The following is a 14,734-nucleotide window of genomic DNA, read 5'->3' on the forward strand; positions in this document are numbered from 1 at the left end:
CCCCCCGGCACACCGCCGCGTTCCAGGCCGGTCTGATCTCGCAGGCCTCAGGATCGGAAGCGATGCCATTGTCGATCACGATATAGGAATCGGGCACACCCCCGACGGAACCGTCCTTGTCGTGGAACACCGCACCCGACCAGCCCGAACGGCTCCCGAAGTCCGACCCCCACCGCTGCTCAACCGCCGGGAAATAGACCGGCTTGGCATCGATGAACGTCAGCCCTTCGACCGAGTTCTCGGTGCTGATCCCGAAGCTGGTGTAAAGCAGATAGGATATCGCCCCGACCTTGCGGGTGTCGTTGTCCTCGAAGTTCACGAAGGTGACGTTCTCAAGCTCCTGCCGGAAATCATAATATTCATAGCCGCGGATCGGGTAGTCGGCCTGTTCCTGCGGCAGGCTGCGGCCATAGGCGATTTCAGCCGCAGTGGCCGGATTGCCGACATTGGCCGATTCCCCGACGAACACGGAATCGACCACCTTGGAGGAAAACGCGTTCGAGGCGAGATCGCCGGCGGCGTGGGTAAAGCCGATCGCATTGTCGGCCAGACGCAGGTTGCGGAACAGGTGCATCTTCCCGCGCCCCCAGATCGCCCCATGCCGGTTCTTGTAGCCGGTGAAGTCCTCGAACAGCGATTCGATCCGTTCGCTGTCCGGGTCGGTCGGGTCGACGCGGGCCGTGTGATAGTTGCTGCCCACCACGCTGAAGGTGTTGTCGGGGTTCGGGCCGCGATCGAACATCATGCCGTCGAAGTTCGAATGGGCGACGTTGCCCCGGAACTCTCCGACCGGGCTGCGGCGGGGGAAGGTGTTGAGGCCCGTGGCCGTATCGTGGAACTGGCCGATCCCGTTCACCGGGAAGGCGTACCAGAAGCCGATCTGATCCGAGCCTGCCGCCACATTGCCCACGAAACGGTTGTTGGGATTGGTGATCCAGAAGGTCGACGCCGTGTTGTCGGAGGGGAGCAGGACATGCCCGGCCCGCTGGCCCTCCGCCCCATATCCCGGCGGCTGGCCTCCGGGTGCCAGATGAGTCGGCTGGCACGGCAGCGTGGGGTGACACTTGGTCATGATCCCCAGATTGCTGACGAACTGGTTGCCCGTCTCCACCCCGTCCTCAAGGAAGAAGCAGTGGCCGACGGTGTCGAAGGTGACATTGTTCTCCACCCGCACATTATGCGTGCCGTGCACGGTCACGCAGCGGCTGTAGGTGTGATGGATGGCCGAGTTGCGGATATATTGCCCCTGCCCCTCGCCCACGAGGTGCCAGTGCATCGGATAGCGCGCGAGGTGCATGTTCTGCCCCATCCGTTGCAACTCGATGCCGGATATCCGCACCTGCGAGCCGGGCATCGCCATGATGTGCCCGCCGAAATAGTTCTCCTCCGCGTCCTCCGAGGCCTGAATGCGGATATTGCGCGTCAGCAGGCCGACCTCGCCGCGCTGGTCCACGCCGAAGGTGATCTCGCCGAAGTGCATGTAGTCGAGCGGCCGGTCGAGCGTGAGCGCATTGCCATCGATCGCCGCAATGGTGCGCTTCTCCGCCTGCCGCGGATTGAAGTCGGTTGAGGCGAGGACAATCTCGTCGCCCACCCGCCAGCCGCTGGCATCCAGCACCTCGATGCCGGTACTGCCCGCTTCGGCGGTTCTCGCAAGCTTGCTCCAGGTGTGCTCGCGGTCGCCATGAAGGCTGAGCGTGCCGCCCATCAGCACGATCCCCCGGTCGCCCATGGTGTTGATGTCTTCGCCCGGAACCTCGTCGGTCAGCGTGATCGAGGCCTTGCGGGTATAGGGCCGCTCCTCGCTGCCGATGTGCAGTTCGCCGCGCCGCAGGTAGATCCATTCGGTCGTCAGTTCGAGATCGGCCTCGTCCGAGAAGCGCAGCTTGCCATCGACGGTGAGGCTGCGCAGCGCGGGCGGGCTGACATCGAGCACCACATCCATGTCCCGCGCGATGGTGACGGCATCGCCCGCGCGCGGCACCCGCCCATCGGGCCAGGCGGAAGGGTCCGACCAGCGCAGGCTCCGCACGGCTGCGGGTGCCGCCACCTCGGCGGGTTCAGCGTGGGCATGGGCATCCTGCGCGGCAGCGCCGGTGGCTGCGCCAAGCATCAGGCTGGCCGGAATCAGCGAGCCAAGCAGGTAATGACGAGACTGTTTGCGCATGAGGAAGTTCTCCTGAATCGTAACTGGATGGCGGCAGGCGACGGCTAGAAGCTCACGGTCGCGCCGAGCGAGAAGCGGCGGCCCTGCACGTCATGGAACAGGCTGTAGTTCCCGCCCGGAAGCTCCCCGAGCGAGCGGTCGATATCGGTGTCGATGCCGGTGATCGGCGGCTTGATGTCGAACACGTTGTCCGCGCCGAAACGCAGCCGCAGCCTGTCGTTCACTTCGAAACTGGCGTTGAAGTGGAACAGATTATAGGCCGGAAGGCCGCTGTTGTCGGTGCCAGCCGGTGCCAGCCCGTTGAGGAACTGCGCCTCGCCGCCGTCTTCGGTGGCCGGGATATGCTGCCACTGGAACGAGGCCCGCGCCGGCCCCCAGCTGTAGCCGAGGATGCTGAGCAGACGATATTTGAACGACGAACCCGTGCTCACCCCGAGGGCGCCGATCCCGGTGGTGCCGGTGTAGTCGATGAGCGGCTGCCCGTCGAAAGCGCGGATGCTCGAATCCAGCGTGTAGTTGGCGTTGACGTTGAGCGACAGCCGCCCGGGCCCGGCCGGGATGCTCCAGTTCAGGTTGGCATCGATACCCGACAGCTTGATCTGCCCCTCGTTGCCGTAGGTACTGATGACGTCGCTGACCCGGAAGCCGCCGGTCTCGCCGCCCACCCCGTCGCTGCGGAAGCGGTAGACATCGCCGCAGGTCGATTCCGAATTGGCGATCGCCGCCTGCGCCCGCGCCCGGATTTCCGGCGTGTTGAGGTCAGCCGCGCTGTTGGCCCCGGCGGCAACGCCTTCGGCAGCCGGGTTGTAATAGGGGCTGATGCAGCGCAGCAGCTGCGCCCCTGCGCCCAGCACCGAGATCGGGTCGTTGATGGTGATATTGTAGTAGTCGACCGTGAGGTTGATCCGCGACAGCAGCGGGCTGGTGAACGGAGAGCGCAGCACCACGCCCAGCGTCCAGGTGTCGGCCTTCTCGCTTTTGAGCAGCGTGGCGTTGGGATTGTAATCGCGCCGGAACACCGCATTGCCGACCCGCGGCGAGAACGAGAAGATCGTGCCCGTCCCCTGCCGCGCCTGCGCATCGGCGGGGTTGTAGAAGCTGTTGGGATTGGGCGTGCCGTCGCCATTGACGATCGGCGCGTAGACACCCCCGTTATCGCGCGCCATCAGCTCCAGACAGATCGCCTGCACATCCAGCGCGCTGGAGGTATTCGTGTTGGGGTTGGCCGAGAAGATGTTGCCGTTGCGGGTCGAACAGCCATCGCCGATGGCGTCGAGCGAGATCCCGGTCTGCCGTTCGAGCATCTGCTCGGCGACGTTGGGCGCGCGTTCGGCCCGGTTGTAGCCGCCGCGAATGCGCAGCCAGGGCGTCACCGCCCAGTCACCGAGGATCTTGTAGGTATAGCTGGTTCCGCCGGGGCTGTAGCTGGAAATGCGCCCGCCGACTTCGAGATTGAGCCGCTCGACGAACGGCAAATCGGCGAGGAGCGGGATCAGCAGTTCGCCATAGACTTCCCTGGCGTCGATCCCGGTGTTCTCCATGATGGTGTTGAACGGGCCGCCGACGATAACGTCCTGAAACTCGCGCCCGGCCGAAGCGCCAGCCGCCGGGAGGAACGAGTAGCGCAGCTCGCGGTAGCTCGCGCCCGCCGCAAAGCGCAGCTCGTCGCCGGTCCACGGAATATCGATCAAGGCGCCCTGCACGTTGCCTTCGACGATGGTCTGGCGCGAGGTGCCGATGCTGGTGTTGTCTTCGGCGATGGCCTCGCGGCAATCCTGCGTAATCCCCTCGTATCCGCCGAAGAAGTTGAGCCCGCTGGTGCAGGTTCCGGTCGTTGCGCCGGAACCGTTGCCGAAGGCGTTGCCGGTGCCGGTGAAGTTCTGCCCGAAGTTGGGGGCCGACATGACCGCGCGCAAACGGTTCAGCGAGTAATAGCCGACCTGACGGCTGATCGTGCGCGCCTTGCCGTAGTTGACGAAGGCCTCCCAGGTCCAGTCGGTGCCCGGAACCGAGCCCTCGAGGCCCGCGATCAGGGTGAAGGTGGTCACGTCCTGATAGCTCTGGCGCGGATTGGGCAGCGGCCCTGCCAGCTGCACGCGCCCGTTCGGATTGGCGCGGGCGTTCAGCAGTTGCTGGATGTCCTCGGGCACCACCGCCTGAAACACCTCGGTGTTGGTGCAGCCGGTGGGGTTGTAGCCCGCGCTTCCCGCCGTCGCGCAGGGGAGAATGCCGTTGTAGATCGCATTGAACGCCGGATTGGGGGCATAGGTCGTCACGATCTGCCCGTTCACCACGCTCTGCGTGGGAATGACGGCGGATGGCACATTGGGGTTCTGGTAGACGGCGCTCGAAGGGGTCGCGCCGGGAATGGCGCCGGTATACTTGCCCGTGCCCCACGGGATGAACAGGTCGCCTGCCGCGCTGGCCTCAAGCTGGGTGAAGGTGCTGCTGCTGCTGAACAGCCCCTGCCCGAACACGCCGATCCAGTCGTTGATCGCGAAGTTGCCCCGCGCGAGGAAATTGTAGCGCGTGGAAGGCACGGTCTGCACCGTGTTGGTGGTCACGGCGGCCAGCGTTCCCGATGACAGGGTCTTGAAATAGTAGCCGTTCTTCTGGTCGAGTTCGGGCCATGGCTGGAAGAAATCGCCCGCCCCGCGCGAGGCAAAGTTGTTGAGGCCGGAGAACAGCGAGCCGTCCTTGTTGAGATAGACCGCGGTGATATTGTTGGGCACACCCGGCGAGGCTCCGGCGAAATAGTCGGTTATCACGCAGCCGCGCGGGCTCGCCTCGCAGGCCGCCGCCGGATTGGCGAGCGGCGCGCCGGTGGTCGGGTTGACGAGGTTCGCGGCAAAGGTGCCGTTCGGAAAGGCCACCCCCGGCCGGCCCGAGCCGAGCGCCGCCGCAGCGCCCACCGTGGTCTCCGGGTTTTCCCAAAGGCGGGGGTAATTCGGGTTGTCACGCTGAAACAGCTCCTCGCGGGTGTTCATCGACATCGCCAGGCTGACATTGCCCTTGCCATCGGCAAAATCGCTGCCGATGATGCCCGACAGCTGGTATTCGAGGCCATTCCACTCGTCGCTGATGCCCATCTGGCCATCCAGCTCGACGCCCTGAAAATCCTTCCGCAGGATAAAGTTCGTGACCCCCGCAATGGCGTCGGCGCCATAGGTGGCCGAGGCACCGCCTGAGATGATTTCGACCCGCTGAAGCGCGGCGGAGGGGATCGTCGAGACATCGACCGTCCCGTTGGCATTGCCCGGCGTGCCGCGACGGCCGTCGATCAGCACCAGCGTCCGGTTGGCCCCCACACCGCGCAGCGAGACCGTTGCCGCGCCCGGCGTGCTGGTGGCGCTGGGCTGGATGCTGGTGCCTGCCGCCACCGGGCCGCCGGTCCCGGCCACGCCGTTCAGCGTGGTCGACGACTGCGCGACGACGAATTGCGGCAGCCGGTTCAGCTGCTCTTCGATGGCGGCGGTTGACGACTGTTCGAGGAACTCCTCATCGACCGTCACGAAGGGGCTGCTCGCCTCATAGTCAGGACGCGCGATGCGCGAGCCCGTCACCACGATGGTGCTGTCATGCGCCGGCGCCGGAGAGAAAGTGCTGGTGTCGCAGGCCGGGTCGAGCGGATCGGCCCGACAATCCGGGGCGGATGGGGCCTGCCCCTGCGCCAGTGACGGGCTCGCCACCGTGATCGATCCGGCAGCACCGGCGAGCAGCAGGGCCTTGAAGACCGCAGCCTTGGTCGAAACGCGCATTTTGTTCTCCCCCTTGCAACAATGAAGCCTGGCCAGTTTGCTGGCCGTCACATGTTCTTCCCGCCGTCCGTCCCACTCGGACGGCGAGCCTTGCGATCGAACCGCATCGAGCGCCTTTCGCGCTGCAAATTTCCGGATTTCCCTGAGCCCTGTGCGACCGTCTGTGTCGCAGGTCTTGCCGCCAGGTTGCGCCTCAGTGATCCCCTGTTTCCGGTGTTCCGGATCAGTCAGGGTTAGGCGGACTCCGATGACAGGCACATGGAGAACGAATGAAACCGGCCTTATCGGAACATTAACATCAGATGAGTTTCGGTCATTTCCTGTGGCGCTCGACGGCAAAGCAATTAAGGTGCTGACATGACCCGAAAACGGGCAGTGACCGGCCTTGAAACGGCGGGTTTCACTTGGGAATGAGAGGATGGTTATGCGCGCCTACCGCTGGCTCCAGTCATGGAGCCTTCGCGGCCGGTTGAGCGCGACCGCGCTGGCTGGTCTGGCGACAAGCGTCGTGCTTACGGTCCTTCTGTATCTGACCGCCTCCTGGGCAAACGACGTGGTCATCACCGCGCAGCGAACGCATGAACAGGTGCGCGTCTATTCGCTGCTTCAGGATGCCGCGCGCGGCTATCAGGTCGCCAGCTATGCTCGCGTTAATCAACCGGAATCCACCAGCCAGAAATCGGTCGATGAAGCACGCATGCGGGTTGAAGAGTTGCTGACCGAGGTCGAGCAGCTGCCCAAGGCCGACGCGCGCGAGCAGAGCGTCAACCAGCTGATCATCGTCCAGGGCCGGGCTTTGGTCGAACACTTCCGCGATCCGGCCGCGCTGATCGCGCGCGTTGCCCGCGTTGACGAGATCTACCGCTCGCTCGGCTCGCAACCGGCGATCCGCGAGGTGGCGCGGATCACGCGTCCGGTCGTCTCGCTGCAGGAAACGCTCAATGGCGAGATCAAGCGCGGCAACGGCGCGGTCGCCTCGGCCACGCGCCACGCCCAGTCGCTGATCAGCGCGGCGATCTATGCATCGGTGGGCGGGATCGTTCTTGCGCTGCTGTTCTCGCTCACCGTGCAATATCTGTTGCAAGCCCGCCTTGGCCCCGCCCTGCGGCGGCTGGAGGAAGGCGTGGTCGCCTTCGGCAAGGGCGATTTGCAACACCGCGTCGGATTGTCCGGGCGCGACGAGTTCGCGCGGCTGTCGCACGCCTTCGATTCCATGGCCGCGACCATCGCCGAAAAGCAGGAGGCCCTGCGCCAGATCCAGCTCGGCCTCGAACGGGCAGTCGCCGAACGCACCGAAGAGCTGGAACAGGCCAATGCCCAGCTCGCCGCCGCCGACGAGCGCCGCCGCGCCTTCCTCGCCGATGTCAGCCACGAACTGCGCACCCCGCTGACCATCATTCGCGGCGAGGCGCAGGTCGCGCTGCGCACCTGCGACCGCAGCTGGATCGAGCCGCAGGAAGCCTTCGACCGCATTCTGCAACAGACCCACGATCTCAGCCGCATGGTCGATGAGCTGCTCCTCATCGCGGTAGCCGAGGCCGGGCATCTGCCGCTCGAACGCGAGGTGCTGGATCTGCGCGAACTGGGCGCCCAGGTGGCGCTCGATTTCGAGACGCTGGTGAGCGAGATGGGCGGCTCGATCCGCTCGGTGCCGGGCCGCGCCATCCTTGCCTATGGCGATCATGACCGCATTCGCCGCGCGCTCGCCGCGCTGATCGAGAATTCGCTGCGCCATTCGCCAGCGGGCGTCGACATCACGGTCGAGGCCTTTGCCACGCCCGACCATGTGGCGATCTGCGTGCGCGACACCGGGCCGGGGCTCGATTTCGCGCAGGCGAACCGGCTGTTCGAACGGTTCCATCGCGGCGAGACGCGCGGGGAAGGATCGGGCCTCGGCCTCAGCCTCGTCAAGGCGCTGGTGCTGGCGCATGGCGGCCATACCGCGCTGGCCCCGCATCCGGCTGGCGGGACGGTCGCCACCTTGTATTTCCCCCTGCCCGCGCTGGACAAGGTGGCCGCCTGATGGAGCTGCTGCTGGTCGAAGACGACGAACGTGTCCGCCGCTTCGTGCGCCGGGGCCTGGAGGCCGAAGGCTATGTCGTGGCCGCCGCGAGGGACGGGATCGACGGGCTGCAAAGGGCTCAGGCCGAGAGCTACGACGTGATGATCCTCGATGTCATGCTTCCGGGCCTCAATGGCCGCGAGGTGTGCCGGCAGCTGCGCCAGTCGGGCGTGCCCACGCCGATCCTGATGCTGACCGCGCTCGACCATACCGAGGACAAGGTCGAATGCCTGCGCGGCGGGGCGGACGACTATCTCACCAAACCGTTCGACTTCGAGGAGCTGCTCGCCCGTCTGGAGGCCCTCGCGCGGCGGGGGCGCGGCTATACCTGCGGCGCGCCCGCGGTTCTGGAACTGGGCAACGTGCGGATCGACCGGCAATCGATGCAGGTGTTTCTCGATCAGGAGCCGATTGACCTCACCGCCAAGGAGTATCAGCTGCTGGACCTGCTGCTATCCTCGCCGGGGCGGGTGTTCAGCCGCACCCACATCCTGAACAAGGTCTGGGGTTACGATTCCGATCCGCTGACCAATGTGGTGGACGTCTACATTCGCCGCCTGCGCAGCAAGATGCGGTGGGACCGCGATACCGGCTGGATCAGGACCATCAGGAGCTATGGCTACCGCCTCGATCCGGCGATGGACCTGCCCGAGCCTGCCCTGAAGCGTATCGGATAGGAGGCGGCCGTCAGCCACCCCCGCCCGCTCACCGCGTGGCGTCGAAGGCGAAGCTGACATTCACGCTTGAGGCAACGCTTGCCGCCGCATCGCCGGTGCCGACGTTGAACGCCTTGCGGTCGATCGTCGCCGTGCCGGTGACCGAGCGCCGCGCGCCGCTGCCGCCAAGCGTGAAGGCAATCCGCTGCGGGCGGCTCGCCCCCTTGAGGGTGAGCGTGCCCTCTGCGGTGTAGCGATTGCCGCTGACCCGGCGCACGCTGGTCGACCGCCAGGTTGCCGTCGGGCTCGATCCGGCGCCGAGGAAGTCCGGCCCCTTGAGCATCGCATCCTGCGTTCCGTCGCCGAGCGAGGCGCTGGCAAGGTCGATCTCGATGGCGATGCGCGCGCTTTCGGGCGCTTCGGGGTCCATCGCGATGGTGCCGCTCCAGCGCGAGAAGCTGCCATTCAGCGCCATGCCGCCATTGTCGACGTTGAAGCCGAGCTTGCCGCCGGGCTGGATCGTCCACGACGGCGGCGGGCCAGCCGTTTCGGTCGCCTCAGGTTCGGGCTCTGCCGCGGTCGCGGCCTCCTCGGCGATGGCCTCTGCCTCGTCTTCGGCAACCGGCTCTGCCGCCGCTTCGTCAGCCGCGAGCGCCACGCGGCCATCGGCCTGCGAGCCATCGGGCGGCAGCGTGGTTTCCTGCGCCTGCTCTTCCTCATGCTCGTGATCGTGCCCGGCGCCGCCGCCCAGCCCGAAATAGACCGCCGCCCACAGCCCGATCACCGCGACCATGAGCGCCAGCGACACCGCGCCCGCCCCGCCCGGCGCCATGCGGCCAAGCAGCGAATCGCGCATCAGGAAATGGTGCCGCAAGGCCCCGGCCACGTGGAGCACGAAAAGGCCGATGCCGACCTTGGCGAGAATCTCGTGCGCCTCTTCGAACGTGTGGTTCATCGCCCCATCAAGCGGCAGGTGCGGCCAGGGCACGACACCGAAGATCATCGTCGGCACGCTGATCGCCGAGGTCGAGACAATCGCCCAGCCGGTCAGCGGCACGCCGACCATCAGCACATAGAAGCCGACATGCACCGCGCTGGCGAGGAAGCCGTTAAGTCCGCCCTCCATCTTCGGCGGGCGCTTGTGCGTCATGCGCCAGCCGAGCCGCACGAAGGTCAGCAACAGGATCGTGATGCCGATGGACTTGTGCAACTGGTACAGCTCGAACCCGCTGGCATCGCGCGGCATGGCAAAGCCCAGCGCCAGCTCGCCCGCCAGCAACAGCGCGAGAAGCCAGTGCAGCAGGATCGCCCCGCCGGAATACCGTTGTTGTCCACCACCCAGCATCGAAAGCCCCTCTCGCGTCCCGCAAGTCCCGTAACGATTGGGGTGATAACCGATTAAATGACACGATCAAATAGCAAACCGCTTTCCTACACAAACCGTTATGGTTCACGCACCGAGCGACTCTAACCTAAGGACACGGTTCATGGCTCTGCTCGAAACCCTGATCGGCCCCATTGCCTCGCTGATCGACAAGATTATCCCCGACCCGCAGGCGCGCGAACGCGCCAAGCTCGAACTGCTCCGCCTCGAAGGAACGCAGGAGATGGAGGCGATCAAGGCGCGATTGGCGGCTATCGTCGCTGAAGCGCAGTCGTCCGACCCGTGGACCAGCCGGGCGCGCCCGAGCTTTCTCTATGTGATGTACGTGATGCTGCTGTTCGCGCTGCCGATGGGCGTGCTGGCCGCGTTCAATCCCTCCACCGCGAAGGAGATCGCCAGCGGCATGAACGCCTACCTCAATGGCCTGCCCGAGCCGCTCTATGCGTTGTTCGGCACCGGCTATCTCGGCTACACGGCGGCGCGCCAGTGGGGCAAGATCAAGGGCATCGACCAGTAGGCCGGTTGGAGGAAGGTGTGACAGCGTCCGCTTTTCCCGTCTGGACACTGTCACACCTGTCACACCTTGGCCGGACCACGCCATCACCCTTTGCGCCAATGGCGAGTGCGGCTATGCAGGGCGCCATGACCCAGACTGTGTACGTACTCAATGGCCCGAACCTCAACCTGCTCGGCACGCGCGAACCCGAGATCTACGGCTCCGACACGCTCGACGACGTCGCCGCCCGGCTGGATGAACGCGCTTCCGCGCTGGGGCTGGTGATCGAGATGCGCCAGTCGAACCACGAAGGGCACCTGATCGACTGGCTGCACGAGGCGCAGGCCGATGGCGCGAGGGCGGTTATCCTCAATGCCGGGGCCTATACCCACACCAGCCTTGCGCTCTACGACGCGATCCGTTCCATCACCACGCCGGTGATCGAGGTCCACATCTCCAACCCCGCCGCGCGCGAGGACTTCCGCCACCATTCCTATGTCGGCATGGCCGCTAAGGGCGCGATCACCGGCATGGGCGTTTACGGATACGAACTGGCGCTGGAGGCAGCAGCGCGGTTCTGATTGCCCCACCTGCACCGAGCGCAGACTTGCCATGCGCGACGACAGGCACTAGCGCGGGCGGTCATCACAAAGACGTTAGTACTGAGGAATTGCATGGCAGATTCTAAGCCGGCTTCTGGCCGTAAGTCGGGCATGACGGTAGACACCGCGCTGGTGCGCGAGCTGGCCGAGCTGCTCGCCGAAACGGGCCTGACCGAAATCGAGGTTGAGGAAGGCGATCGCAGCATCCGCCTTTCGCGCGAAGTGATCGTGGCTCCGGCCGCCGTCAGCGTCCCCGCCCCAGCCGCCGCCGCTCCCGTAGCGGCCCCCGCACCTGCTGCGGCCCCGGCAGCTCCCGCACCGACCGACCTCGCCAATGCAGTGAAGTCGCCCATGGTCGGCACCGCCTATATGGCGTCCGACCCGAACTCGCCGGCGTTCATCGCGGTGGGTGACAAGGTGAAGGCGGGTGACACGCTGCTGATCGTGGAAGCGATGAAGGTGATGAACCCGATCACCGCCCCCAAGGACGGCACCGTGGGCGAGATCCTCGTCGGCAATGCCGAGCCGGTCGAATTCGACCAGCCGCTGGTGATCCTGAACTGATGGCGATCAAGCGCATACTGATCGCGAACCGCGGCGAGATCGCGCTGCGCGTTCACCGGGCCGCGCACGAAATGGGCATCGAGACGGTCGCGGTTCACTCGACCGCCGATGCCGATGCCATGCACGTGCGGCTGGCCGACCATGCCGTGTGCATCGGCCCGCCGTCCGCCACCGACAGCTACCTCAATCAGGCGGCGATCATCTCGGCGGCGGAGATCACCGGCGCCGATGCGATCCACCCCGGCTACGGCTTCCTCTCGGAGAACGAGAAGTTCGCCGAGATCGTCGAGGCGCACGACCTGATCTGGATCGGCCCCAAGCCCGAGCATATCCGCACCATGGGCGACAAGGTCGCCGCCAAGAAGACCGCCGGTGCGCTGGGTCTGCCGCTGGTGCCGGGATCAGCCGGTGCGGTGGAGACGATGGACGAGATCCGCGCCGTGGCCGCCGAATGCGGCTATCCGGTGCTGGTCAAGGCCGCAGCCGGTGGCGGCGGGCGCGGCATGAAGGTCATTCCGGGGCCGGAGAACCTTGAAAGCCTCGTCAATCAGGCGAAGTCGGAAGCCAAGGCCGCCTTCGGTGACGACACCATGTACGTCGAGAAGTACCTCGGCAATCCGCGCCACATCGAGTTTCAGGTGTTCGGCGACGGCAAGGGCAACGCGATCCACCTCGGCGAGCGCGACTGTTCGTTGCAGCGCCGCCACCAGAAGGTGTTCGAGGAAGCGCCCTCGCCCGTCATCTCGCCCGAAGAGCGCGCGCGCATGGGCGGCATCGTGGCCAAGGCCATGGCCGACATGGGCTATCGCGGCGCGGGCACGATCGAGTTCCTGTGGGAAAACGGCGAGTTCTACTTCATCGAGATGAACACCCGCCTGCAGGTCGAACACCCGGTGACCGAAGCGATCACCGGCGTCGACCTCGTGCGCGAGCAGATCCGCATTGCCGACGGCAAGCCGCTGTCGGTCACGCAGGACGAGCTCGAGTTCAAGGGCCACGCGATCGAGTGCCGGATCAACGCGGAAGACCCGTTCACCTTCGCCCCGTCACCGGGCAAGGTCACGGCCTATCACCCGGCGGGCGGCATGCATGTGCGCGTCGATAGCGGGCTCTACTCGGGCTATTCGATCCCGCCTTACTACGATTCGATGATCGCCAAGCTGATCGTCTACGGCCGTACCCGCGAAGGCTGCCTGATGCGTCTGCGTCGGGCGCTGGAGGAGATGGTGGTCGAAGGCGTGAAGACCTCGATTCCGCTGCACCAGGCGCTGGTGCGGAACGAGGACGTGATCAACGGCGACTACACGATCAAGTGGCTCGAAGAGTGGCTGGAGACCCGCGAGGGCTGAGGCGAACTTTCAGTCTACGCCCCAAACGGAAATGCTGCGACGATCACAGCCTTCCGGTTCTTCACCTTCCTGAAACAGGCGCACACGGTCGATAGCCTCGATCTGTGCGTCTGTTATCCGGGAGCTGGATCGAAAATAGGCCGCGCCCTGCCGACCATTCCACAAGGCAACGACGTACTTCCCATTGGTTCGTCGTTCGCCGAATCGAGCTGGCAGTTCTGCACTTGCAGGTCGTTCAATCCGTCCTGATGGACGACCTGCCCAGCCGATCCCATCGACTTCAAGACTTCCAAAATTGCCATCCCAACGGAATCGCCCGGCGTGGATGCCCGCGTCGAGCGTCGTAATTTCCTCACCCGGCTGCAAATCTATGATGGGCGAATAACCGCAAAACCGGCCAGGCCCTGCAATATCGGTGGCCGAGGCCATTTCGGCAAAAAGCAAAGCCGAACAAACGAAAAGCGAGACTGAGCATCTCACCCCAGGTCAGCCCAGCGGGACCCCCGGTTCGTTCTTCGCAGTGCGGATCGTCAGCGAAGTCTTCACGCTCGCCACGTTGGGCGCGGGGGTCAGCTTGCTGGTGAGGAATTCCTGAAAGCTCTGCAAATCGTGGCTGACGATCTTCAGGATGAAGTCGATCTCGCCATTGAGCATGTGGCACTCGCGCACCTCGGGCAGCCCGCGCATGTGCTCTTCAAAACCGCGCAGGTCTTCCTCGGCCTGGCTGCGCAGTGACACCATCGCGAACACCGTGATCGCATAGCCCAGTTTCGAGGGATCGAGGTCGGCGTGATAGCCGCGAATCACGCCCTCTTCCTCCAGCGCGCGCACCCGGCGCAGGCAGGGCGGCGCGGTCAGCCCAACCCGGCTGGCGAGGTCGACATTGGTCACCCGGCCCTCGGCCTGAAGTTCAGCCAGCAATTTCCGGTCGATAGCGTCCAGCGTGCCCATGGCCCTGCCCCCTTTGCTGATCACGGCCATTGTGCGGCACTCTCCTGCACCGAACATGCGCCCCGATCTGGATCCAAGTGCAACTTTCTTGAGGAAACAACCGGAATGCGCAAGCCTGTTGTGCGGAAATGTTATTATCTGCTCTTCAGCCTGTCCCTTTTTGCGACGCAGCCTGCCAGCACCAATGCCAAACACGCGGTTGCGAGGTAACGCCGTATTCGTCCGGATGCCTCATCCCTTTCGCGGAGCGCTTTACCCTTGTTCGACGACCGTCTCGCCACAGTGCTGCGCATGACCGCGCTCGGGCAGGCGGGGCAGCCGACGCAGTTCCGCCAGTTGCTCGACCTGCTCGGCACGCTGCGTGAGGAGCAGGCGACAAGCCCGCTCGGCACAGACGGATTCGCGCGGCTGGCCGAACTGCGCCAGCTGATCGCCCCCGAAGAGCAGGTCCGCATCCTGCGCGAGAGCGGGCTCAGGCTGCGCAATCCGCAGTTGGTTGCGCTGCTGGTGGAAGGCGAGCCGCGCATCGGCGCTGCCGCCATGGCCACGGCGCGGCTGACCGAGGCGCAATGGCTTGATCTGATCCCCCGCCTGCCGATCTCCTCGCGCGGGTTCCTGCGCCATCGCCGCGACCTGCCCGCCAGCGCCAATGCGCTGCTGGCTCGGCTCGGCGTCGGCGATCTGGTGCTGGGAGACGCGAGCCATGACACGCGCAGCGCGCCAACTGCGCAGGCCGCTCCTGCCC

At 65.4% G+C, this 14,734-nt stretch carries 11 protein-coding genes and 1 pseudogene; 7 read left to right on the forward strand and 5 right to left on the reverse strand.

Features of this window, described 5'->3' with window-relative positions:
* Together D2V17_RS05025 and D2V17_RS05030 are read right to left on the reverse strand one after the other, a co-directional pair.
* The coding region (locus D2V17_RS05025; RefSeq protein WP_119592005.1) for a G8 domain-containing protein at window positions 1–2,167 on the reverse strand (2,167 nt) is incomplete at its 3' end.
* Window positions 2,168–2,211: 44 nt separating this feature from the next.
* Window positions 2,212–5,925, reverse strand: a complete 3,714-nt coding sequence (locus D2V17_RS05030) for a TonB-dependent receptor domain-containing protein (protein ID WP_119592006.1) — start codon at window positions 5,923–5,925, stop codon at window positions 2,212–2,214.
* Between the two features lie 424 nt (window positions 5,926–6,349).
* Here D2V17_RS05030 and D2V17_RS05035 point away from each other — a divergent pair, with 424 nt between their 5' ends.
* Together D2V17_RS05035 and D2V17_RS05040 are read left to right on the forward strand one after the other, a co-directional pair.
* On the forward strand, window positions 6,350–7,948 hold the full coding sequence (locus D2V17_RS05035; protein WP_220474066.1) for a sensor histidine kinase: 1,599 nt from the start codon (window positions 6,350–6,352) through the stop codon (window positions 7,946–7,948).
* Window positions 7,948–8,664, forward strand: a complete 717-nt coding sequence (locus D2V17_RS05040) for a response regulator transcription factor (protein WP_119592008.1) — start codon at window positions 7,948–7,950, stop codon at window positions 8,662–8,664. The genes D2V17_RS05035 and D2V17_RS05040 overlap by 1 nt, the downstream gene beginning before the upstream one ends.
* A 28-nt stretch (window positions 8,665–8,692) precedes the next feature.
* On the opposite strand, the gene D2V17_RS05045 is transcribed toward D2V17_RS05040, so the two are convergent.
* Window positions 8,693–9,988, reverse strand: a complete 1,296-nt coding sequence (locus tag D2V17_RS05045; RefSeq protein ID WP_119592009.1) for a cytochrome b/b6 domain-containing protein — start codon at window positions 9,986–9,988, stop codon at window positions 8,693–8,695.
* 142 nt (window positions 9,989–10,130) lie between these two features.
* Between D2V17_RS05045 and D2V17_RS05050 the strand changes: the two genes are divergently transcribed.
* From D2V17_RS05050 to accC, 4 genes are all read left to right on the forward strand, one after another.
* Window positions 10,131–10,544 carry a holin family protein gene (locus D2V17_RS05050; RefSeq protein ID WP_119592010.1) on the forward strand — a complete coding sequence of 138 codons (414 nt, stop codon included), beginning with the start codon at window positions 10,131–10,133 and terminating at the stop codon, window positions 10,542–10,544.
* A gap of 125 nt (window positions 10,545–10,669) precedes the next feature.
* Window positions 10,670–11,104, forward strand: a complete 435-nt coding sequence (gene aroQ, locus D2V17_RS05055; protein ID WP_119592013.1) for a type II 3-dehydroquinate dehydratase — start codon at window positions 10,670–10,672, stop codon at window positions 11,102–11,104.
* A gap of 93 nt (window positions 11,105–11,197) precedes the next feature.
* A complete protein-coding gene (gene accB, locus D2V17_RS05060; RefSeq protein WP_245978550.1) occupies window positions 11,198–11,689 on the forward strand; it encodes an acetyl-CoA carboxylase biotin carboxyl carrier protein in 492 nt (163 codons plus the stop codon).
* Window positions 11,689–13,038 carry an acetyl-CoA carboxylase biotin carboxylase subunit gene (accC, locus tag D2V17_RS05065; RefSeq protein ID WP_119592012.1) on the forward strand — a complete coding sequence of 450 codons (1,350 nt, stop codon included), beginning with the start codon at window positions 11,689–11,691 and terminating at the stop codon, window positions 13,036–13,038. The genes accB and accC overlap by 1 nt, the downstream gene beginning before the upstream one ends.
* 9 nt (window positions 13,039–13,047) lie before the next feature.
* Here the strand turns inward: accC and D2V17_RS05070 are convergent, their stop codons facing one another.
* Window positions 13,048–13,467: a hypothetical protein gene (locus D2V17_RS05070; protein ID WP_119592014.1), complete on the reverse strand. Its 420-nt coding sequence runs from the start codon at window positions 13,465–13,467 to the stop codon at window positions 13,048–13,050.
* A 57-nt stretch (window positions 13,468–13,524) separates the two neighbouring features.
* A complete protein-coding gene (locus tag D2V17_RS05075) occupies window positions 13,525–13,989 on the reverse strand; it encodes an Lrp/AsnC family transcriptional regulator (RefSeq protein WP_119592015.1) in 465 nt (154 codons plus the stop codon).
* Between the two features lie 258 nt (window positions 13,990–14,247).
* On the opposite strand from D2V17_RS05075, the pseudogene D2V17_RS05080 reads away from it, so the two are divergent.
* A pseudogene (locus D2V17_RS05080) lies at window positions 14,248–14,734 on the forward strand (sensor histidine kinase); the annotation flags it as partial.

Source organism: Aurantiacibacter xanthus, from assembly GCF_003584015.1.
In the GTDB taxonomy this organism is placed as follows: Bacteria; Pseudomonadota; Alphaproteobacteria; order Sphingomonadales; family Sphingomonadaceae; genus Alteraurantiacibacter; species Alteraurantiacibacter xanthus.

Bases quoted from the DNA above. Each gene is read 5' to 3' on its own strand.
- D2V17_RS05030 (WP_119592006.1), bottom strand. From the start codon at position 5,925: ATGCGCGTTTCGACCAAGGCTGCGGTCTTCAAGGCCCTGCTGCTCGCC.
- D2V17_RS05075 (WP_119592015.1), bottom strand. From the start codon at position 13,989: ATGGGCACGCTGGACGCTATCGACCGGAAATTGCTGGCTGAACTTCAG.
- accC (WP_119592012.1), top strand. From the start codon at position 11,689: ATGGCGATCAAGCGCATACTGATCGCGAACCGCGGCGAGATCGCGCTG.
- D2V17_RS05045 (WP_119592009.1), bottom strand. From the start codon at position 9,988: ATGCTGGGTGGTGGACAACAACGGTATTCCGGCGGGGCGATCCTGCTG.
- D2V17_RS05035 (WP_220474066.1), top strand. From the start codon at position 6,350: ATGCGCGCCTACCGCTGGCTCCAGTCATGGAGCCTTCGCGGCCGGTTG.
- D2V17_RS05070 (WP_119592014.1), bottom strand. From the start codon at position 13,467: ATGGCCTCGGCCACCGATATTGCAGGGCCTGGCCGGTTTTGCGGTTAT.
- aroQ (WP_119592013.1), top strand. From the start codon at position 10,670: ATGACCCAGACTGTGTACGTACTCAATGGCCCGAACCTCAACCTGCTC.
- D2V17_RS05040 (WP_119592008.1), top strand. From the start codon at position 7,948: ATGGAGCTGCTGCTGGTCGAAGACGACGAACGTGTCCGCCGCTTCGTG.
- D2V17_RS05050 (WP_119592010.1), top strand. From the start codon at position 10,131: ATGGCTCTGCTCGAAACCCTGATCGGCCCCATTGCCTCGCTGATCGAC.
- accB (WP_245978550.1), top strand. From the start codon at position 11,198: ATGGCAGATTCTAAGCCGGCTTCTGGCCGTAAGTCGGGCATGACGGTA.